This is a genomic window from Rhodococcus sp. 14-2483-1-2, assembly GCF_002259405.1.
Lineage (GTDB): Bacteria > Actinomycetota > Actinomycetes > Mycobacteriales > Mycobacteriaceae > Rhodococcoides.
This window is the reverse complement of the sequence record NZ_NPFW01000020.1, coordinates 96,657-115,441: the sequence shown is the minus strand read 5'-3', so window position 1 is coordinate 115,441 and position 18,785 is coordinate 96,657. Positions and strand designations below refer to the sequence as shown.

The 18,785-nt window shown below is 63.8% G+C and carries 19 protein-coding genes; 10 read left to right on the top strand and 9 right to left on the bottom strand.

What is annotated here, in order from left to right; all coding sequences use genetic code 11:
* Positions 1 to 11: 11 nt before the first annotated feature.
* Positions 12 to 536, bottom strand: a complete 525-nt coding sequence (locus CH295_RS17980; RefSeq protein WP_252342089.1) for a hypothetical protein — start codon at positions 534 to 536, stop codon at positions 12 to 14.
* 262 nt (positions 537 to 798) lie between these two features.
* Here CH295_RS17980 and CH295_RS17975 point away from each other — a divergent pair, with 262 nt between their 5' ends.
* Entirely contained in the window at positions 799 to 1,470 is a 672-nt protein-coding gene (locus tag CH295_RS17975; RefSeq protein ID WP_094741595.1) for a hypothetical protein, read from the top strand.
* 14 nt (positions 1,471 to 1,484) lie between these two features.
* Positions 1,485 to 2,135: a hypothetical protein gene (locus CH295_RS17970; RefSeq protein ID WP_141217048.1), complete on the top strand. Its 651-nt coding sequence runs from the start codon at positions 1,485 to 1,487 to the stop codon at positions 2,133 to 2,135.
* A 64-nt stretch (positions 2,136 to 2,199) separates the two neighbouring features.
* On the opposite strand, the gene CH295_RS17965 is transcribed toward CH295_RS17970, so the two are convergent.
* Together CH295_RS17965 and CH295_RS17960 are read right to left on the bottom strand one after the other, a co-directional pair.
* Positions 2,200 to 2,595, bottom strand: a complete 396-nt coding sequence (locus CH295_RS17965; RefSeq protein ID WP_094741594.1) for a RidA family protein — start codon at positions 2,593 to 2,595, stop codon at positions 2,200 to 2,202.
* 129 nt (positions 2,596 to 2,724) lie between these two features.
* Complete coding sequence (locus CH295_RS17960; RefSeq protein WP_170945956.1) at positions 2,725 to 4,650, bottom strand: flavin-containing monooxygenase; 1,926 nt, start codon at positions 4,648 to 4,650, stop codon at positions 2,725 to 2,727.
* Positions 4,651 to 4,833: 183 nt separating this feature from the next.
* Here CH295_RS17960 and CH295_RS17955 point away from each other — a divergent pair, with 183 nt between their 5' ends.
* Genes CH295_RS17955 through CH295_RS17940 form a run of 4 tightly spaced genes read left to right on the top strand, consistent with a single transcriptional unit; the run spans position 4,834 to position 8,842 of the window.
* Complete coding sequence (locus CH295_RS17955) at positions 4,834 to 5,496, top strand: nitroreductase family protein (protein WP_032383742.1); 663 nt, start codon at positions 4,834 to 4,836, stop codon at positions 5,494 to 5,496.
* A gap of 25 nt (positions 5,497 to 5,521) precedes the next feature.
* Positions 5,522 to 7,084, top strand: coding sequence for a class I adenylate-forming enzyme family protein (locus tag CH295_RS17950; protein WP_094741490.1), 1,563 nt, complete (start codon positions 5,522 to 5,524; stop codon positions 7,082 to 7,084).
* On the top strand, positions 7,081 to 7,722 hold the full coding sequence (locus tag CH295_RS17945; protein ID WP_094741489.1) for a TetR/AcrR family transcriptional regulator: 642 nt from the start codon (positions 7,081 to 7,083) through the stop codon (positions 7,720 to 7,722). Before CH295_RS17950 ends, CH295_RS17945 begins: the two co-directional genes overlap by 4 nt.
* Positions 7,712 to 8,842 carry a serine hydrolase domain-containing protein gene (locus tag CH295_RS17940; RefSeq protein WP_094741488.1) on the top strand — a complete coding sequence of 377 codons (1,131 nt, stop codon included), beginning with the start codon at positions 7,712 to 7,714 and terminating at the stop codon, positions 8,840 to 8,842. The genes CH295_RS17945 and CH295_RS17940 overlap by 11 nt, the downstream gene beginning before the upstream one ends.
* A gap of 1,138 nt (positions 8,843 to 9,980) precedes the next feature.
* On the opposite strand, the gene CH295_RS17930 is transcribed toward CH295_RS17940, so the two are convergent.
* From CH295_RS17930 to CH295_RS17915, 4 genes are read right to left on the bottom strand one after another with little or no spacing between them, the layout of a single operon-like run.
* The gene (locus tag CH295_RS17930; protein ID WP_094741486.1) at positions 9,981 to 11,090 is read right to left on the bottom strand and encodes an LLM class flavin-dependent oxidoreductase; all 1,110 of its coding nucleotides are present in this window, start codon (positions 11,088 to 11,090) and stop codon (positions 9,981 to 9,983) included.
* Between the two features lie 29 nt (positions 11,091 to 11,119).
* A complete protein-coding gene (locus CH295_RS17925) occupies positions 11,120 to 12,166 on the bottom strand; it encodes an ABC transporter substrate-binding protein (RefSeq protein ID WP_094741485.1) in 1,047 nt (348 codons plus the stop codon).
* A 28-nt stretch (positions 12,167 to 12,194) separates the two neighbouring features.
* Positions 12,195 to 12,914, bottom strand: a complete 720-nt coding sequence (locus tag CH295_RS17920) for an ABC transporter ATP-binding protein (RefSeq protein ID WP_094741484.1) — start codon at positions 12,912 to 12,914, stop codon at positions 12,195 to 12,197.
* 3 nt (positions 12,915 to 12,917) lie between these two features.
* Positions 12,918 to 13,772 (bottom strand): ABC transporter permease, encoded by an 855-nt coding sequence (locus CH295_RS17915; RefSeq protein WP_094741592.1) that lies wholly within the window; start codon positions 13,770 to 13,772, stop codon positions 12,918 to 12,920.
* A gap of 121 nt (positions 13,773 to 13,893) precedes the next feature.
* Here CH295_RS17915 and CH295_RS17910 point away from each other — a divergent pair, with 121 nt between their 5' ends.
* The 3 genes from CH295_RS17910 (at position 13,894) to CH295_RS17900 (ending at position 16,891) form a co-directional block, all read left to right on the top strand.
* Positions 13,894 to 14,424 carry a GNAT family N-acetyltransferase gene (locus tag CH295_RS17910; RefSeq protein ID WP_094741591.1) on the top strand — a complete coding sequence of 177 codons (531 nt, stop codon included), beginning with the start codon at positions 13,894 to 13,896 and terminating at the stop codon, positions 14,422 to 14,424.
* 33 nt (positions 14,425 to 14,457) lie between these two features.
* Entirely contained in the window at positions 14,458 to 15,684 is a 1,227-nt protein-coding gene (locus CH295_RS17905) for an MFS transporter (RefSeq protein WP_094741483.1), read from the top strand.
* A gap of 139 nt (positions 15,685 to 15,823) precedes the next feature.
* On the top strand, positions 15,824 to 16,891 hold the full coding sequence (locus CH295_RS17900; RefSeq protein ID WP_094741482.1) for a ParB/Srx family N-terminal domain-containing protein: 1,068 nt from the start codon (positions 15,824 to 15,826) through the stop codon (positions 16,889 to 16,891).
* Positions 16,892 to 16,926: 35 nt separating this feature from the next.
* On the opposite strand, the gene CH295_RS17895 is transcribed toward CH295_RS17900, so the two are convergent.
* Positions 16,927 to 17,583: a nitroreductase family protein gene (locus CH295_RS17895; protein WP_094741481.1), complete on the bottom strand. Its 657-nt coding sequence runs from the start codon at positions 17,581 to 17,583 to the stop codon at positions 16,927 to 16,929.
* Between the two features lie 24 nt (positions 17,584 to 17,607).
* Positions 17,608 to 18,024: an EVE domain-containing protein gene (locus tag CH295_RS17890; protein WP_252342087.1), complete on the bottom strand. Its 417-nt coding sequence runs from the start codon at positions 18,022 to 18,024 to the stop codon at positions 17,608 to 17,610.
* Positions 18,025 to 18,117: 93 nt separating this feature from the next.
* Here CH295_RS17890 and CH295_RS17885 point away from each other — a divergent pair, with 93 nt between their 5' ends.
* Positions 18,118 to 18,651 carry a MarR family winged helix-turn-helix transcriptional regulator gene (locus CH295_RS17885; protein ID WP_094741480.1) on the top strand — a complete coding sequence of 178 codons (534 nt, stop codon included), beginning with the start codon at positions 18,118 to 18,120 and terminating at the stop codon, positions 18,649 to 18,651.
* Positions 18,652 to 18,785 lie beyond the last annotated feature (134 nt).

Here is an 18,785-nt window from a genome sequence, read left to right as displayed (position 1 = left end):
ACGCGTTCGGATCAGGGGACGTAGATGAGACCCTTGCCCGGGATCAGGGTGTCGGCGTAGGGCTCGCCGTCGTAGTAATCGCGGTAGTGGGTCACGGTGATCTCGACCCAGCCACTTCCGGTGGGCAGAGCTACTTCGCGCGGGTACTGCTCACTGTGTAGCGGCGGCAGGTCGTTGGGCGGGCCCGGGTTGGGGTTGTCCTGCCAATGCCGCAGTCCCGCGCTTCCACGAAACCCGATGTCCCAGTTTCGCCAGTTCACACCGAGACTTCGGTACGGATACTGGTCTGCATACGGCGCGATATTCGCCGCGGACAACAGCAGAACACCCGGCTCGGTACCGACCGTGGCCTTCATCGGAATGGTCTGGAACAGCCCACCGGGCACTGCGCCCGGAGCGATCTGAAAACCGGTGACGACCGGAATCTGGAGCAACGTGGTCTGCGGCGCTGCAACGGCCGTTCCCGCGCCGATGCCGAGCATCAGCGGAATGGTCAGTGCGATCGATACGACCGCTCGCCGCAATGTGTTTCGCATACAGCACGCCTTTCGATCATGTCGCTCAATCGGATACCGGATCGCTCGTGAGATCGGACCAAGAACCTCAGGTTGAACCTGAAACATCAAGTGGTTCTTGAGTCTTTACCCGACCCACCCTCGCAGCCACAGCGACAAAAGAACCACTCCTATACCGATTCGTGACGGGGTCGTGACACGAAAGACGTTAACAGACCACTTGGCCCGTTCGATTCATTGATCAGAGGTGACGCACTTCGCAGCCACCGGTGAGGACGAACCAATGAGTCGAACCCGCAGATTCGTGGCCACCTGCGCAGTGATCGCAGCGACTGCATTCGCAGTCACCGCCTGCGGCTCCGAGGAGCAGGTGAGCACCGAAGCAGCGCCCGTCACCAGCGCGGCGGCTCCGTCGGCCAACGCGTACTCCGACTCCGACGGTGGCAGCGGCTCAGGCGGATTCGGGCAGGCTCCCGACGTGGTCACCCCAGCAGGAGCAATACCCACCGCCGAGGCCCCACCAGCCGTAGCGCCCGCGCCCAACCGTGACGACGTCAACGTCGACGCACGTGACTTCGAGCAGGCCGGCAGCCAGTACTTCTTCCAGTCCCCCAGCGGGAATGTGTTCTGCGGATTCAACTCCTCCAATGCGCCCGGGACGATCGTGGGCTGCCAGGTCCGCTACTCGGTGCCGGGCAACACCGGCCGCGAGTGTGCAAACACGGCAAACAACACATACGGGGTGAGGATCAACCAGGACGGCACCGTCGATCAGATCTGCACCAACCAGGGAATCTTCGTCGGCGACCCGAACAGCGGCGATGTGCGAGTTCTTCGATACGGCCAGGTCATCGGAGTGACGGGCAGCTTCTGCCGCTCCGAGGAAGCCGGCATCACCTGCTACGACGGCGACAGAGGCTTCATGATCTCGCGCGACGTCAATATCGCTTTCTGATGAAGGAGTTTCGAGTGATCCGCAGATTCGCGCTGGCCGCCGTACTCGCAGCCATCACGGTGACGGGATGTGGAAACCAGGACGCCCCCGCCGCTGATCCGGCCCCCTCCACCAGCATCGCCGCGCAGATTCCCGCGCCCCCGCAGGTGACCATCGCGGCACCGACGGACTCCGACAGTGACGATGCCGGTAGTGCGACACAAGCGCCTCAGGCAACCGAATCGAAGGCGACGGCTGCCGATCCGGCGAACAACACCGCACCCATCACGCCAGTGGACCCGGCCACCTACTCGGTGCCCGACAACCAGGTTGCGTGGAAGTCCCCGTCCGGCAACGTGTATTGCAAGATCGGGTCGGGCCCATTCTCCTCCGGCTGTCAGGCCGCCGATGCTCCGGTGCCTGCAGGTGCCGAAGCCGATTGCGCACCGAGCACCACGTTCACCGTCGACATGCTGTCGAAGGGCTTCTATCTCGACCCGGGGCACGTCACGCCCACGTGTTTCAACCAGGGGGTGTTCGGTGCCGAGGGGCAGAAAGTGTTGGAGTACAACACATCCATCACCTTCAATGGGTTCACGTGTTTCTCCCGCGTCGAAGCGATGATCTGCGACGCGGGCGGTGGGCACGGATTCGTGCTGTCGATGCAGCAGGCGACATCCAACTGATCAGCGAGCCTCTTCCAGTCGAGCCTCCATGACCGTCGCGGCCCGCCGCGTCCCAGTAGTCGATCTACCCGACCGCGGTGCCCTCGAGTTCGACCATCAAACTGGGAATCGCGAGCCGGGTCACCCCGAGCAGGGTGCTGGTCGGCTTGACGCCCGCCGCACCCAATCGCGCTGCCAAGTCGCCGTAGTGCGGCAGCAACGCGTCGACATCGGTGGTGTAGACGTTGAGCCGAACGAGATTTGCCAGGGACATATTCGCCTCGGCGAGAACGGCTTCCATATTGTCGAGGCACAGCGACAACTGCGCGCCCATGTCATCGGGGTGCTGAGGTGAGCCGTCATCGCCCGTCGCTGTCTGGCCGGAGAGGTAGAGCGTCCGAGCCTGCCCCGAGACGACCTCCCCCTGGTTGAATCCCATGTCCACCGACCATCGCACCGGATTGACTGCCGTTCGTTCCATCGACGCGCGCTCCATTCGATCGTTCGGGTGTGTGTGCACCGTCGAGCCTTGCATGGAATTCGGACATCGTCGGCGTTATGGGCCCACACAGTCTCGGGTACTAACGGCGTTCAGGCGACATCCACCCGATCAGCGAGCCTCGTCCAGCCGAGGCTCCGTGACGAAGTCGTTCAGATCAGCCCGCCTCGTCATCTCCCAGTAGTCGACGATGCGCCACGGCAATGTCGAGACGACGCGTCCGGCATCGTTGCGGTACCAGTTGTCCATGCCTCCGTGAGACCAGATCATCTTGGCGTGCGCCTCGTCGTGCTTGCGGACATACTCCGTCTCGACGTCCGCCTTGCACTCGATGGCTCCGATTCGCTTGTCCACCATGTCGATCAACACATCGACGATGTAGCGCACCTGGCATTCGGCAATGGTGATGTAACTGCCCCCGTGGCCCAATACCGTTCCTGGGCCGCAGGTGATGAAGAAGTTCGGGAAGTCCGGGACGGTGATGCCGAGATACGCGTGCGCATCCTCCGGGCCCCAGATATCGCGGATGGACTCACCCGATCGTCCGCGCACATCAATCGGCGTCAACAGCTTGTGCGTCTCGAAGCCCGTCGCGAGGATCACCACATCGACCTCGGTCTCCGACCCGTCGCTCGCGACAACCGAATTCGATGTGATGGACGAGACGGCGTCGGCGATGAGGGTGACGTTGTCGCGCTTGAGCGCGGCGTACCAGCCGTTGTCGAGCAGCATCCGCTTACCGAAGGGCGGGTAGTCGGGAAGTGACTTCTCGATCAGGTCGGGTCGCCCCTCGAGCTCGGCTTCGATGTAGCGAGTGAAGACCCGTCGATGGGCGTCGTTCATCGGGTTGATCGAGCGCTGTGGATGCTCCCACTCGGGATCGACCTGCAGCGAGCTGTGCACACGATCGTTGAAGTTCCAGGCCAATCTCGTTCGGTACCAGAGTCGATACAGCGGAACGACATCCATCAGATAGTTGGCGTCGTCGCCCATCTCGGTGAAGTACACGTCACTCGACGAGACCCATTGCGGCGAGCGCTGAAAGACCGTCGCATGCCCCACCGTCGACGCGATGGCCGGCAGCACCTGCATGGCACTGGCCCCGGTTCCGACTATAGCGACGCGCTTACCGGTCAGATCCAGATCCGACGGCCAGTTTGCTGTGTGGAAGATCGGGCCGTCGAACGACTCGAGCCCGGGAATGTGAGGCACCTTCGGCCGATTGAGCTGACCGGTCGCGGTGATCACCACATCGGCGGTCAGCGTCTCGCCGTCGACCGTCGTGACGGTCCAGCCCTGCCGCTGGGCGTCGTACTCAGCCGTCGCCACCTCGGTGTCGAAGCGAATACGTTGCCGCAGATCGTGTTCGGAGGCAATATCGCTGAGGTACTGCCACACCTCGTCGCGCTTGCCGAAGTGGGTGCTCCACGCCCGCGGCGCGAAGGAGTACGAGTACAGGTGACTGGGGGTGTCGACGCCGGCGCCGGGGTAGGTGTTCTCGAACCAGCCGCCGCCTACGTCGGAGTTCTTCTCCAGCACAATGTGGTTGATGCCCGCCTCATGCAGCTTGATGGAAGCGAGCATGCCGGAGACGCCGGCACCGATCACGATGACCGACAGATCGTTCGGAGCCGCCACCGGGGTATCCGACGTGGTGAAACCCATGTCCTCGGCGACCATGACGCCGAACTCGGGAGGAACCTGCTCACCGACGGCCACGCTGATCATCTCGACGAGGTGCTCCGACTCGGGCGAGGGCACCGCCATGGGCGCGCCGTCGTGGAACGCGCAGATCGCATCGAGCGCCGCGGACCGGATGCGGTCGGCAACTTCGTCGTCGAATCCGCCCGTGTCGTTGTTGTCCATCCCCCGACTACGCGTCGGGCGATACGGATCGGCGAGCCACATGGGATCGCCGGTCAACTGATAGAGCACCGCCACCAGCGTGGGCAGGTTGGCTGCGATGAGAGCCCGCGAGAGTCGGTCCCGATCGACTCCACCCACGGTCTCCGCTGCCGTTGCTGCGTCTGTGGACACCGGTACCTCCTGTTGCGAGCTGCTCCATCCGACTCCGACAGCTCAACTAACCACGGTTAGGCAATTTCGCGCAAGAGATTCGCGATCTCGAGATTCACAGCTTTTTGACCCTTGACAATGTGGCCCACGCCACATGATGCTTCATGGCACTACCTAACAGTGGACAGGCGAAGGGAAACACCCATGGAACTCACCGAGGCGATGCGCACCACCGGCACCTGCAGGCGGTACCTCAGCGATCCCGTTCCCGACGAGGTGTTCAAGGCCGCGTTCGACGTCGCCCGCTTCGGCCCGCAGGGCGGCAACCGTCAGCCCGTGCGGTGGATCGTCGTGCGCGACGCCGCCCGCAAGCAGGCCCTCGCCGATCTCTACCTCCCGATGTGGGACGCCTACTTCGCCGGCATCACCGGTGGAACCGTCGCCGTCGGTGCATTACCCAAGACCGTGCAGGACGCCGACTACTTCGCTCGCCACCTCGCCGAGGTGCCCGCCATCGTGGTGGTCTGTGCCGCGTTGGACGGACTGCACCCCACCGACCACGAACTCGGCCGACTCTCCGTCGTCGGCGGCGCGTCCATCTACCCCACGGTGCAGAACCTGTGCCTGAGCCTGCGCGATCAGGGCGTCGCGACCGCGGTGACGACGTTGCTGTGCCACGAGGAACCCGCCATTCGCGAACTGCTCGGCATCCCCGACGACTACATCACCGCCGCGCACATTGCCGTCGGGTATCCCGAGAAGTCGTTCCCGCGCAAGCTCACTCGCGATCCGGTGGAGCAGATCGTTGCGGCAGAGACGTTCTCGCAGCCGATGTTCGACTCCGCTGCACTCTCCCCTGCCCTTTAACAGCTCGCACCTCGAGGAGTCCGCCGTGCCCGGTACTGCCATCCACCACCGCTCCCCCATCGGCCGCGCCACCATCGGCGATCAACTGCGTCGCCATGCGCGGACCCAGCCGAACAAGGTTGCGTTCATCAGCTACGCGGCGGACGGCACCCGCGAGGTCACCACCTACGGCGAACTGGATTCTCGCGCAAACCAGTTCGCCAACCTGCTGGTCGATCTCGGGGTGACCTCGGGTGACCGCGTCGCATCGATGGCTCGTAACAGCGTCGATGTGGTCGTGGCGTACTACGGAACCCTCAAAGCCGGTGCGGCCTTCACCGGCATCAACGTGATGTATCGCGCCGCCGAGGTGAAGCACCAACTCGAACACGCGGAACCGACTGTGGTGGTGGCCGATCCGGCCCACGCCGAGATCATCTCCTCGGTCAAGCCCGAGACCACCACCCTGGTGACGTTCGGGTCCGAATACGCCGCACTGACAGCGAACACCCCGTCCACCGAGCCGGACGTCGAGATGGACGAGAACGACGTCGCGATGGTTATCTACACCTCCGGAACCGAAGCGGCCCCGAAAGGCGTGATGATCCCGCATCGCAACTTCCTCATCTCCACGGCACCCGCGTGGAGTTGGGGCCTGCGCACCGGGCCGGAGGACACCTGGCTGTTCGTCATGCCCTTCCACACCATCGCCGGACTCGGCTCGATGACGACGCTGACTCTGATGGGTGCCACCCTGGTCCTGCCCGCGACGGTCGACCCGGCTCAATCGCTGCGCATCATTGCCGCCGAGAAGATCTCCGTCATCGCACAGACTCCCACGTTCTACCTGGCCTTGGCCCGTGACGAGCAGTTCGGCCCCGGGGCCGTCAGCCAGGTCAGGCGCTGCCTCACCTACGGTGGCCAGGTGTCACCGCACACGATCAGCGCCTGGGCCGCCGCCGCACCCGAGGCCATCTGGGGCACCTACTGGGGACAGTCGGAACTCTCGCAGCTCGGCTCGGTCGGCTGGTTCACGACACTCGACGACATTCCCGACGGCGACGCGTCGTGGATCGGCAAGCCCGTCACCCACCTCGAGATCAAGGTCGTCGACCCTGCGGGCAACGAAAGCGAGATCGGTGAATTGCTCTGCCGCACTCCATCGGTGATGCTCGGTTACTTCAAGGACCCCGAGCGCACCGCCGAAGTGTTCCGAGACGGCTGGGTACACACCGGTGACATGGTGCGCATCGACGCCGACGGCAACCTGTTCTTCTACGATCGGATGAAGGACATGATCAAGTCGGGAGGGATGAACGTGTCGTCGCAGGAAGTGGAACGCACCATCCACACGCACCCGGACGTGCTGCGTGCCGCCGTCGTCGGAGTACCCGACCCGTACTGGTCCGAGGCCGTAACTGCTTTCGTCATCGCACGCGACGGAGTGACCGCCGACCCGGCCGCCATCATCGAGTACTGCCGCACCGAGTTGGCGTCGTACAAGGCCCCGAAGTCGGTACACATCGTGGCCGAGCTGCCCGTCGACCCGCAGGGCAAAATCCTCAAGCGTGAACTGCGAATGCTGGCGGCGGTCGAGGAGACCGTATGACGCAGCCTGACCCAACTCAGCCGGCCGAGGTCACTGCACTACCCCGTCAGGTCCGCACCCGCCAACGGCGCGATGACATCGTCGCAAACGCCGCGAATATCTTTGCGCGTGAGGGCTACTCGAACGTGGGCATGCGCGACATCGCCGACGCCGTCGGCATCAAGGGTGCCAGCCTTTACCACCACTTCCCGTCCAAGGAAGACATCCTCTTCGCGATCTGTCTGACGGTCACGCAGGAGCCGGCCGAGGAGAACCTGCCGCTGCTCGACGCGGCCGGAACCCCTACCGAGCGCCTGTCGTCTCTGGTGCGTGCGCACCTGGTGCATCTGAACCGTCGACGGGTGGAGTACATCGTGGGGCTGCACGAGCTGGCCTCGCTGACCCCCGAGCACCGCACTGTCATCGAGGACTACCGCCGCCAGTATCAACGACGCGTCCGCGACGTGATCACCGCCGGAATGCGCAGCGGCGAATTCACCGTCCCGGATGCACGGCTGGCGTCGTTCGCTCTGACCGACATGCTCAACGGCATCAGCAACTGGTTCCACGACGGCGGCGAACTGAGCATCGAGGACGTCGCCGACGGTTACGTGGAACTGGCGGTCCACCGCGTTCTCGGTGCATCACATGGGGATTGACGGTCACTGCGACCCCCGCTTCGTGGGCGTGCGCGACGCGTTGGCCGCCAACCTCGACAGCGGCGAGGAGCTGGGTGCATCCATTGTGGTCGACATCGACGGCCACACCGCCGTCGACCTGTGGGGTGGCTACCGCGATACCGAGCGCCGTCTGTCGTGGGAGTCGGACACGATCACCAACGTCTGGTCGACGACGAAAATGGTGACGTGCCTGGCGGCGCTGATGCTCATCGACCGCGGACAGCTCGATCCGGATGCGCCGGTCGCGACCCACTGGCCCGAGTTCGCGGCCGCAGGCAAGCAGGACATCGCGGTTCGGCACCTGTTGTCGCACACCTCCGGCGTCTCGGGCTGGGACCGACCGTTCAACGAAGAGGACCTCTACGACTGGGAACTCTCGACCTCGCGTCTGGCCGCGCAGGCACCGTGGTGGGATTCGCGCACTACGTCGGGGTATCACGCGGCAAGCCAAGGCCACCTGATAGGCGAAGTTGTCCGCCGCGTCACCGGACAGTCGTTGCGGCAGTTCGTCGCCGACGAGATTGCCGGTCCTCTCGGAGCGGACTTCCAGATCGGTGCCGCGCACAGCGACTGGGATCGGATCGCCGACGTCGTTCCACCGCCCCCGCCGACCGATGATGCCGTGCCCGATCCGACGATGGTGCGTCGCAGGACGTTTCTCGGACCGTTGGTGCAGGCCGCGTCCGCGAATACTCCAGCGTGGCGCGCCGCGGACATGGGTGCCTTGAACGGGCACGGAAATGCACGATCGGTCGCGAGAATCCTGTCGGTCATCTCCCGCGGCGGAACCGTGGACGGCGTACGGCTGCTGAGCCCGGAGACCATCGATACGATTTTTGAGGAGCAATCCAACGGAGTCGATCTGGCGCTGGGCATTCCGTTGCGCTTCGGCCTGGGCTTCGCTCTGCCACAGCACGAATCGATGCCCTATATCCCCGACGGGAAGATTTGCTTCTGGGGAGGCTGGGGCGGATCGCTGACCGTTCTGCATCCGGAGTCGCAGCTGACCATCTCGTACGTGATGAACCGAATGGGGCCGGGAATCATCGGCTCCGACCGAGCAGAGCAGTACGTGCGAGCCGCGTACGACGCCATCTGACAACAGTCAGCAGGCTGGCCTCGTGGATATCCCGACCGCGTGCTTTCCGCCATCTAGCTGACATCAGTTCTGGAACGCGAACTCTCGCAGGTTCCTTGGCACCGACACCAGGGTGACAGCCCGGACTAGGCCTCGTCTTCGCACAAAGGTCCAACGACATCTGTGCTTCGACGCATGTATCCACCATTGTTTGTCGGTGGCCCATGCCAGTATCTCCCCGTCAAATCATTTCGAGTCGGGAGAATCGATGAACCACGAAGAACAATGCACATGTGAACCACCGCGATGCTCTGACGACCCATTCTGCAGTGGGTGCGGGGGACGACCAATCCGCGCCGGAGTATCCGCGGAGGACACCCGTTCAGTTGTCACTGTCCACAGCCACGGGGTAGGCGCAGGCGGAAACATCTCGATCGGCGGCGACATGGTAGTGGGAGCGGCTGCAAACGGTGCACTCGACAATGTGGTCAAGACGCCAATGCACCGTGAAAGATCTACGAAAGCTCTTCTCCCGGACAACTGGGTGACCGCAATCGCTGGGCTGTGCACCATTGCGTTGTACGTGAGCAACTTTCGACTCAAACTGTTCGGGGAGGGGAACGGCCACGTTGCCGTCATCCTGCTCACGCTGCTTGCGGGCGGCGTGCTGATGTCCTCGTTGTACATCAGGCTGTGGACCAGGGCGGGACATCCTCTGTTGAGTCCCTTCACCTCCGCGTTCACTTATGAAGTCCTGCAGGACGGGAAGATCTACAAAACTCTGATCTCCGCTGAGTGTCCGTGGTGCGCGACGGTCGGGAGAACTAGTCCGATGCGACTTCGGAAGCTCGGAAAGCCACCTGTCGCTTTCTGGGTCTGCACGGGATATGCCAATCATGTACTCGAATATGACCCGGGTCTGGTCCATATTCCGGACAGTGCGAGCGAGCGTTCACCGCTCCGATAAGGGCAGATAAGCGGTGGTCGTGACGGGCCCCTGACCGTTCGGGCACGGATAGACGGTTAGTGCCGTTCGAGTCTCAACACGTCCGTCTGGTGCAACGACTCCGCCTGGTCCCCGGAGCGCGGCCATGATCCGCAACGAGGGAGACGAATGCGGTTTTGTGTTCTCGGCGCAGCGGCGAACTGGAACTGACAACTACACCCGACGCGCGGGAACGGTGATTCCTCTCGCGTCGAGGATAGGTCGCACTCCTTCGGCGAAGTGGTACGCCTCCTCGAGATGCGGGTAGCCCGAGAGGATGAACTCGTCGAATCCGGCGTCGTGGTATTCGCCGATCAGGTTCGCGACCTCCTCGTGCGACCCGACCAGAGCCGTTCCCGCACCTCCGCGTACCAAGCCGACCCCGGCCCACAGGTTCGGATAGATCTCGAGCGAATCCTTGCTGCCACCGTGCAACGCTGCCATCCGACGCTGGCCCTCGGACTGCGAGGACGAGTGCAGCGCGTGTGCCGCAGAAACCTGATCCTCGGGGAGTTCGTCGAGGAGTTTCTGTGCCACGGCCCAGGCCTCGTCGGACGTGTCGCGGCTGATGGTGTGCAGGCGAATGCCATAGGTGAGCTTGCGGCCCTCGGCGTCCGCAAGCGCCTGCACTTTCTCGATCTTGGCGCGAGCGTCGGCCGGCGGCTCGCCCCACGTCAGGTACGTCTGCACCCGCTTGGCCGCGACGGCAAGTGCCGGCTCGGAGGAGCCGCCGAACCAGAACTCCGGCAACGGATCCGGCGCTTCGGACACCCGCGCATCGGCAACCTTGAAGAACTCACCCTCGTGGTCCACCGAGGTCTCGGTCCAGATGCGTTGGACGAGTTCGAGGAACTCGTCGGTGCGGGCGTATCGCCGGTCGTGGTCGATCCAGTCCCCGAAACGGCGCTGCTCGACGTCGTCTCCCCCGGTGACGATGTTGAACAACACCCGCCCTTCCGAGAACCGCTGCAACGTCGCGGCCTGCTGCGCCGCCAACGTGGGCGGCGTGAGACCGGGGCGGAAGGCGACGAGGAACTTCAGCCGTCGGGTGCTCTGTAGCAACGCCGCCGTGGTCAGCCATGCGTCCTCGCACCACGTTCCCGTCGGGGTCAGCACGCCCTCGAAGTCGAGCCGGTCCGCGGCCTGGGCCACCTCGCTGAGGTAGCGCAGCGATGGGCGACGAAACCCGGTGGGTTCGCGGAGATTGCCGGATGCGTGGGACGCGCCGACGATGGAGCGGCCGTCGCCTGCGGTGGGAAGGAACCAAAAAATACGTGCGGTCACGAGTGAAACTCCTACGACGTGGTCGGTGATCAGTTGGTCGAGGCGGTCGCGTCGGCGATGGCGTCGTTGTAGCGCGTGTCGACGAAGTCTGCGAACGTGTTGCCGCCGGGGATACTTCCGCTCTCGACGAATACATCGAAGAGTGCCTGCTCGGACTCGATCACTTTGTCATCCAATGCAATCGCGGGACGCTGGCTTCGCCCCTGCGCCAATTCACCCGCAGCGGGGTCGATTCCGACGGCCGTGGAGTACGCCGCCGCCCACTCGGCCGGATTGGCCTCCGCCCATGCGGACGCCTTGGCCAGACGAACCACGAAGTCCTGCAGGGCAGTGTTCGTCGCAGGATCGTCCAGCGCCTGCTGCGAGGCGATACCGAAGCCGTAACCGTTGGCCACACCCTCGGCGGTGGTCAGCGTCTTCGAGCCGTTCTGCACCTGCGCGATCGCGGTGAACGGATCCCAGATCGCCCAGGCATCGACCTCACCCGAGGTGAATGCCGTCAGCGCATCCGCAGGCTGGAGGAACACCAACTGAACGTCGTCGGTGGTCAAGCCCGCCTTCTGCAACTGCAGCAGCACGTGACCGTGCGCCGAACTTCCCTTGCCCACTGCGATCTTCTTGCCCCGCAGATCTCCGAACGACCCGAGTGTCGAATCGGCCGGCACGAGAATCTGATCGCCACTCGCATCGTTGGTGTAGGCGGAGACGACTTTGATCCGGGCATTGGCTGCGACGCCGAATACCGGCGGCGTGTTGCCGGTGACCGCGAAGTCGATCTGGCCGGCCGTTGCGGCCTCCACCTGAGGCGGACCGGACGTGAAGGTGGAGAACGCCACATCGTAGGGAGCCGAGTCGAGCTCACCCGACGCACGAAGCAGGGCCTCGGTGCCACCCTTCTGGTCGCCGACGTCGAGGGTGACCGTGGCGAGCTGGTCGTTCGAGACGAGTTCGGGGGCTTCGGTGGCAGTGGTGTCGCTGCCGCGAGAGACGCAACCGGTGAGCCCGACGACGGTCAGCGACAGGGCAGCGAGTATCCCGACGGCGCGCAGCGACCGGGAACGAGCGTGTGACGACATGCGTGAAAAATCCTTCGTATCAGTGAAATCAGTGGACGCCGAGGGCACCGAGCAAGTGACTGCGAATGCGAGAGAATCCGGCTGTTCCCCGGTCGCGGGGGCGAGGCAGATCGACGTGGACGGTCTCGGCCACGGCACCCCCGTCGAGCACCACCACCCTGTCCCCCAACGCAATCGCTTCGTCGACGTCGTGGGTGACCAGCAGAATGCCGAAGCCGTGCCGTCCCCACAGATCGAGCAGGAGAGACTGCATGGTCAGCCGAGTCAGTGCGTCGAGCGCTCCGAACGGTTCGTCGAGGAGCAGCAGTTCGGGCTCCCCCACCAACGCCCGCGCCAGCGCAGCGCGCTGAGCTTGCCCACCGGACAACGTGAGTGGCCATGCGTCCCGTTTGTCGGCCAGTCCCACCTCATCGAGAGTCGCGTCTGCAGCAGTCAACGCGTCGTTGCCCGTGACTCCCGCGGTGTTCAGACCGTAGGCCACGTTCTGACGAACCGACCGCCACGGAAACAGACGTGGTTCCTGGAACGCCACCGCAGGGTGCCCGGCGACGTGCCGCTCACCCGTATGGTCCGTCGAGAGCCCAGCCAGAACGCGCAGGATCGTCGACTTGCCGGAGCCGGATCGTCCGACCAGCGAGACGATCTCGCCGCGCTCGATGGACAGGTCGACGCCCTTCAACACGTGGCTGGCACCGTAGAACTTGTCGATTCCGCGCAGGGAGGCGACGGACGTGGTTGTCGTGGTCATGAATCAGGCATCCAATCGGTAACGAAGAGCGCGCTTTTCGAGTATTCGCACGATTCCGTCGGTGGCGATTCCCATCAGCGCGTAGACGACGAGACCGAAGATGATGGTGTCCACCCGCAGGAAATCTCGCGCATTGTTGATGATGTAGCCCAGCCCCGATTCGGCGTTGATCTGCTCGGCCACGATCAGCGACAACCACGCAATGGCCAACGATTGCCTCAATCCAACCAGCAGCTGCGGGGCGATGCTGGGCAGGATGATCGTGCTGAACCGTTGACGCCACGAGAAACCGAGTACGACGGCCGTGTCGAGGAAGTCGCGATCGATCTGGCGTATCGCCGAGAACGTGTTGAGGTACAGCGGAAACGCGACTCCCAGAGCGACGAGCAGGATCTTGGGAGTCTCGCCGATCCCGAACCACAGAATGAACAGCGGGATGAGACCGAGGTGCGGGAGTGCGCGCAGCATCTGTAGCGGTGGGTCGACGGTTGCCTCGGCGAGCTTCGACAGTCCGACGAGCGCTCCGAGAGCCACCCCGATCAGCCCGCCGAGCAGGAGTCCCTGAACAACGCGCGTTCCGGAAATGGCCAGAGCGTCGGCCAATTCACCGTTGCGCAGCAATTCCAGACCGGCGTCGAAGATCAATGACGGTGCGGGCAGTACTCGTTCGGAGAGAACTCCGGCAGCACTGGCGATCTGCCACAGGACGAGGAGGACGATCGGCGACAGGGCGCGCAGGACGGTCCATCGGTACCGCTGCCACGCAGAGTCTTTCGGCGAGACGGGTGTGGAGCCGATGTCGGAGGCATCGCCGTCGCGCGTGTCCACGGGTCCCGCGGGAGCGGCGTACGACGTCATGACCATGGGTACAGGCCTTCCGGTTGAGTGTGAGCAGGTTCGACTACTCACACTCGGTCACACCGGGGCCTACGACCAGGGTTCGAATCAGCGTGAATACAAGTCGGGCAGAATCGGACATATGACTGTCGAGCCCATCCACACCGAGCGCCTGAGCCTTCGCCTGTACGAACCTGCCGACGCAGACAGGATTCTCTCGTACTACAGCGATCCCGAGGTGTGCCGCTACCTTCTGCACGAAGCGTGGACACACGCCGATGCGGTTGCTGCCGTGGGCAAACGGATGAAGCGCATCGGGCTGCACACCCAGGCACTCGCGATGGTCGTCGAACACGAGGGAACGGTGGTGGGCAACGTCGAGTCATGGTTGATCGATGGATCCCCGGCGCTCGTCGAACTCGGGTGGACGTTCTCCCCCACCGTGGGCGGCCGCGGCTACGCGACCGAGGCGGTCAACGCGCTGATCGAGCACGTGTTCTCGCTACCCCAGATTCACCGCGTCAGCGCACAACTGGACGGACGCAACGACGCCTCTGCCCGCCTGGCCGCGCGGGTCGGGATGCGTCAGGAAGCGCACTTCCGCCAGAACTGGTGGTGCAAGGGTGAATGGACCGACACCATTGTGTACGCGATGTTGCGCGAGGATCGCTGAGTCGGCTGGGTGGAGGCTTCGTGAGCAGAACCCATGACTGACGTCTCGCCGCCGTACCGTCGTTCGTCGTTTCGCCGGTTTCTGACGGCCGCAGTGATCAGTTCGGCCGGCTCGTCGGTGACAGCGGTAGCGATGCCCATCTTGGTAGTGCAGTTGTTGAACGCGACACCCTTCGAAGTCGGTGTCGTGAACGCTGCACAGTTCATTCCTTATGCGGTACTCGGCCTGGTCGCGGGCGTGTACGTCGATCGGTGGCGTCGCAAGCCGATTCTGGTGTGGTCCAGCGTCGGCCGTGCAGTGACGCTCGGCGCGGTTCCGCTCCTGTGGCTCGCCGGCCTTCTCCACATTTGGGTTCTGATCATCGTGTTGCTCTTGTTCGGATCCTTCTCGGTGTTCGGATTCGCTGCGACGCAGTCGTTGCTGCCCCGGTTGGTGCCACGCAGTCAACTGGTGCAGGCGAATGCTCGACTCGACCAAGCCGACGCGGCCGCAACGACATTGGGGCCGACGATCGGAGGCGGACTCGTAGGAGTGCTCGGCGCGCCCCTGGTGATCGCCGTTGACGCCATCAGCTATCTCGTCGATGCGGCACTCAATTCGAGCCTCGATGTGGACGAGCCTCGACCTACTGCTCACGCCCGCAACCTGATCGGCGAAGTACGTGACGGTCTGAAGTTCACGTATCGTCACCGCACGCTCAACCCGCTCGCTGTCTCGACACACGTGTGGTTCCTCGCCAACGGTGCCGCATTGACCGTGCTGTCGCTCTTCGCGCTCCGCTCGCTCGGGTTCAGCGCCTACACCTACGGATTGCTGCTGACGACATTCGGTGCCGCCAGCCTGCTCGGAGCGTCCATTGCCCACACGCTCGGCAAGCGAATCGGCTCGGGTCGAGCAGTCATCCTCGCCCGCACGCTCTATCCCCTCGCCTGGATTCTCGTGGCCTTCGCAACCGACACAGCGGTCGGCCATGTCTTGCTCTTCGCAGCCTTGGGCCTACAAGGTCTAGCGGCGGGCGCGGAGAACGCGAACGAGATGGGGTACTGGCAAGCGCTCACCCCGGATGAGCTACTCGGGCGTGTGAACGCTGCCAGGCGCTCCGTCAACCGCACCATGGCCGCCCTCGGTGCCGTGATCGCGGGCCTGTTGGTCAGCGTGATCGGTGAACGACCGACCCTGATCGGCGTCATCGTCGTATTCGCCATCGCCGCAGCCATAGTGGCGTTCTCGCCACTGCGGCACCCTGAAGCCGAGTTCTGACACCACCATCCCAGGGCTGCGTACTCGACGTGGTGCGTTCATCTCCGGACCATCTCTGGTTCGGTTCCGCGACATCGGCCGGTGACCGGAGTGCGACAGTCTCCGGGGAACTTGACTCGAACTCATAGGAGTTGCACGAATGGCCTCGCTTCGTAGAGCTGCCCTACTGGGCACACTCGCACTGGTCTCTGTCGTCTCCGCGTCGATGGGCGGCGTTGCCACTGCCGCGCCGGCACGGACAGCGTCGCCGTTGTGTCAGGTCGCGGACCTGCTCCCCTCCGGATCGTCTTCAGGCCTCGGTTACCAATGTGCCGAAGCCGGTGAGCTTCTGGATCTCCCAATCGGTGAGGTGCGCGCGACACAACCGTCACTCGGGTACGACGAGGTGTACTACAAGCTCGGTCGGTACACCCTCGGCAAAGACGAGATCAACAAGAAGTTCGACGACTGGTGCGAGGCCAACGGCCAGGAAGAGGCCGCCTCCGCGTCACCCGATGCACGACTGGACAATCCGTCGTCGTTCACCTGCACCGTCCCCGTCGGCCAGGAAACGCCCGACACCATCGCCCCGATGAAGACTGTCGTCATCGGGCCGGGCGGTGTGCCGTACCTGACCGACGGGCACCACACGCTCACCTCGTTCTACGAAGCGGCCGACGGCGGACCGAATCTGCACCTCCGCCTGCGGGTAGTTGCGAACCTCAGTGACCTGAGCACTGCCGATTTCTGGGCGCGAATGAAAGCCGAGAAGTGGGTGTGGAACTACGGCGTCGACGGCAACGAGGTCCCGGTGGAACAACTGCCGTCGGGAGTCGGCCTCGCCAAGTTCCAGAACGACAAGTACCGCAGCCTGACGTACTTCGCCCGCGACATCGGCTTCACCCCCGGAACCATCCCGTTCCAGGAATTCTATTGGGGTGCATGGGTTCGCGACTCCGGCACAGTCGACATCAGCGGCTGGGACAGCAACAACCTCGCGAACTACCTGAGCACCGTCGAGTCGGTGTCGCGCGCCCAGGTCGCCGCACCGAAAAACGCGGTGATCGACAGTGGCCGCACCGCAGCGGAACTCGGTGCACTGGACGCGTGGAACGACGGCAAGGCAGCCACCAAGGGTGAATTCGGAAAGCTGTCGGCCCCGTACTCGGACGACAAGCCGGGCAAGCTGGCCTACGCCTTGCAGTACAAAATGGGGCTGCCCAGGTAGCTTCTACTCAGACTCGGCGGTGATCGGTCTGCTGATTACCAGCGATCGACGTGCAATACCGTCTCGATCGGATCCCTCGGAGCTACCTTGAACGTCTCACCCGTGTAATACGCCGTTGGAATCAGCGCACCCTGATGGAATCCCTCGGGGATGCCCAGCAGTTCGGAGATCTCGGCTTCCTTCGCGAGATGAATTGTGGTCCATGCTGTTCCGAGTCCACGAGCGCGTGCGGCCAGGGCGTAGTTCCACACTGCAGGTAGCAGCGAACCCCACAGTCCCGCTTGATTTCCTGCCGGAAGCGTCTTGCCTGCCTGGATGCACGGAATCAGCAGCACCGGAACCTCGCCCATGTGCTCGCCGAGCCAGCCGGCACTGTCGCCGACGCGCTTCTGCACCGAGGCACGTTCCGGGTCGTCGGCGAACAGCGCCGAAGCGGAATGCTTCGACGCCTGATACGCGGTGAACAGTTCGCCGTAGATCGCACCGATGCGGGCACGAAGATCAGGATCGGTGACGACGATCCACTGCCACCCCTGCTTGTTCGAACCGGACGGTGCCTGCAGAGCGATCTCCAGGCATTCCTTGATCAGTTCCATCGGAACCGGCCGCGTCAGGTCCAGACGCTTGCGGACGGTACGCGTCGTGGTCAGCAGCTCGTCGGGAGTCAGATCGACAATCGGAAAGGAAGTCACCTCTCGATCATGCACCACTGGCCGTCAGGCCGGGAGCAGGGTTCTGACGATCTCCCACGCGGACGCGTCGACCCAGGAGGGGTTCGATTGCTGCGGCGATCGGAACACCTCGAGCATCGACAGTTCCTCGGTGGACCGAATGTCCGACGCGAGGAGCGGCGCATCGAACAGCGCGATGTTTGTCGAGACCTTCCACTGCGGGCCGGGGACCGGGGTACCGGTCAGCCGACCCGCACCCCAGATCCCGCGTCGGGGATGGCTGCTGACCCAGAACAGCACCGGTTGCCCAGGTGCCATCAGACGCGTTCGATAGTTGTCGGCGACGCACCAGTTCTCGTGCGCACGTCCAGCGTCGACCATCGGTGCCAGATCGGTCTTGTGCGGATTGCACTTGATCACCCAGGCACCGAGCGTCTGGTCGGTAATCGCGCGTGCCGTCACCGCAGCCAGCGTACCGAGATTCGGACCGCCGTTCCGAGGCATTCTTCGTGTGGGACACACGACGGCCTCCAGGTGCCCGGTAGCTTGGGTCGCATGGATGGAGTCGATGTCATCGTGTCGCACTGGGCTGTCGCGCGCCCCGAGCTCGACGTATCCGGACTGAAGGTCTTCGGCCGGCTGCACCGAAGCTTTCTGGTCTACAAGACGACTATTGCCGCGACATTCGAGAAGTACGGCATCACCGATTCCGGCTTCGACGTGTTGGCATGCCTCCGGCGGTCACTGCCGGATCACCGCCTGACCGCAGGCGAACTCGCCGAACAGACGCTCGTCACCACGGGCGGGCTCTCACTACGGGTGAAACGATTGGAAGACGCCGGTCTCGTCACCCGCACCCGGGACGCCGTCGACGCACGAGTCGTCTACGTCGAGATCACCCCCGCCGGTAGTGCTCTCGTCGATGCCGTTGCGGATGAGCACTTCCACAAGCTGAACACCATGCTCGGCGATTTGAACGAAGACGATGTTGCGACGCTCGCAGCCTTGCTAGGCCGGCTGGAGCATTCGGCCCGGGCTGTCGAACTCGCGAATTCGCCCTCCGATACGCGCGTGGAAGCCACCCCGTAGAAAAAATTTCTCGGCAGTTAGTGATGCGGGGCACACCACTTGTGACCTGCATCTCTTCCATTTCCGGCGCGTAAATCCTGCGTAAAGCCAGCTCGGAACGGCGATCCCTGCGTTGACGTCTTAGCGCTAAGGGA

Excerpts from the sequence above, each read along its gene's own strand:
- CH295_RS17915 (WP_094741592.1), bottom strand. The coding sequence starts at position 13,772 with ATGACGTCGTACGCCGCTCCCGCGGGACCCGTGGACACGCGCGACGGC.
- CH295_RS17900 (WP_094741482.1), top strand. The coding sequence starts at position 15,824 with ATGGCCTCGCTTCGTAGAGCTGCCCTACTGGGCACACTCGCACTGGTC.
- CH295_RS17945 (WP_094741489.1), top strand. The coding sequence starts at position 7,081 with ATGACGCAGCCTGACCCAACTCAGCCGGCCGAGGTCACTGCACTACCC.
- CH295_RS17925 (WP_094741485.1), bottom strand. The coding sequence starts at position 12,166 with ATGTCGTCACACGCTCGTTCCCGGTCGCTGCGCGCCGTCGGGATACTC.
- CH295_RS17940 (WP_094741488.1), top strand. The coding sequence starts at position 7,712 with ATGGGGATTGACGGTCACTGCGACCCCCGCTTCGTGGGCGTGCGCGAC.
- CH295_RS17965 (WP_094741594.1), bottom strand. The coding sequence starts at position 2,595 with ATGGAACGAACGGCAGTCAATCCGGTGCGATGGTCGGTGGACATGGGA.
- CH295_RS17920 (WP_094741484.1), bottom strand. The coding sequence starts at position 12,914 with ATGACCACGACAACCACGTCCGTCGCCTCCCTGCGCGGAATCGACAAG.
- CH295_RS17910 (WP_094741591.1), top strand. The coding sequence starts at position 13,894 with ATGACTGTCGAGCCCATCCACACCGAGCGCCTGAGCCTTCGCCTGTAC.
- CH295_RS17905 (WP_094741483.1), top strand. The coding sequence starts at position 14,458 with ATGACTGACGTCTCGCCGCCGTACCGTCGTTCGTCGTTTCGCCGGTTT.
- CH295_RS17955 (WP_032383742.1), top strand. The coding sequence starts at position 4,834 with ATGGAACTCACCGAGGCGATGCGCACCACCGGCACCTGCAGGCGGTAC.
- CH295_RS17975 (WP_094741595.1), top strand. The coding sequence starts at position 799 with ATGAGTCGAACCCGCAGATTCGTGGCCACCTGCGCAGTGATCGCAGCG.
- CH295_RS17980 (WP_252342089.1), bottom strand. The coding sequence starts at position 536 with ATGCGAAACACATTGCGGCGAGCGGTCGTATCGATCGCACTGACCATT.
- CH295_RS17885 (WP_094741480.1), top strand. The coding sequence starts at position 18,118 with ATGGATGGAGTCGATGTCATCGTGTCGCACTGGGCTGTCGCGCGCCCC.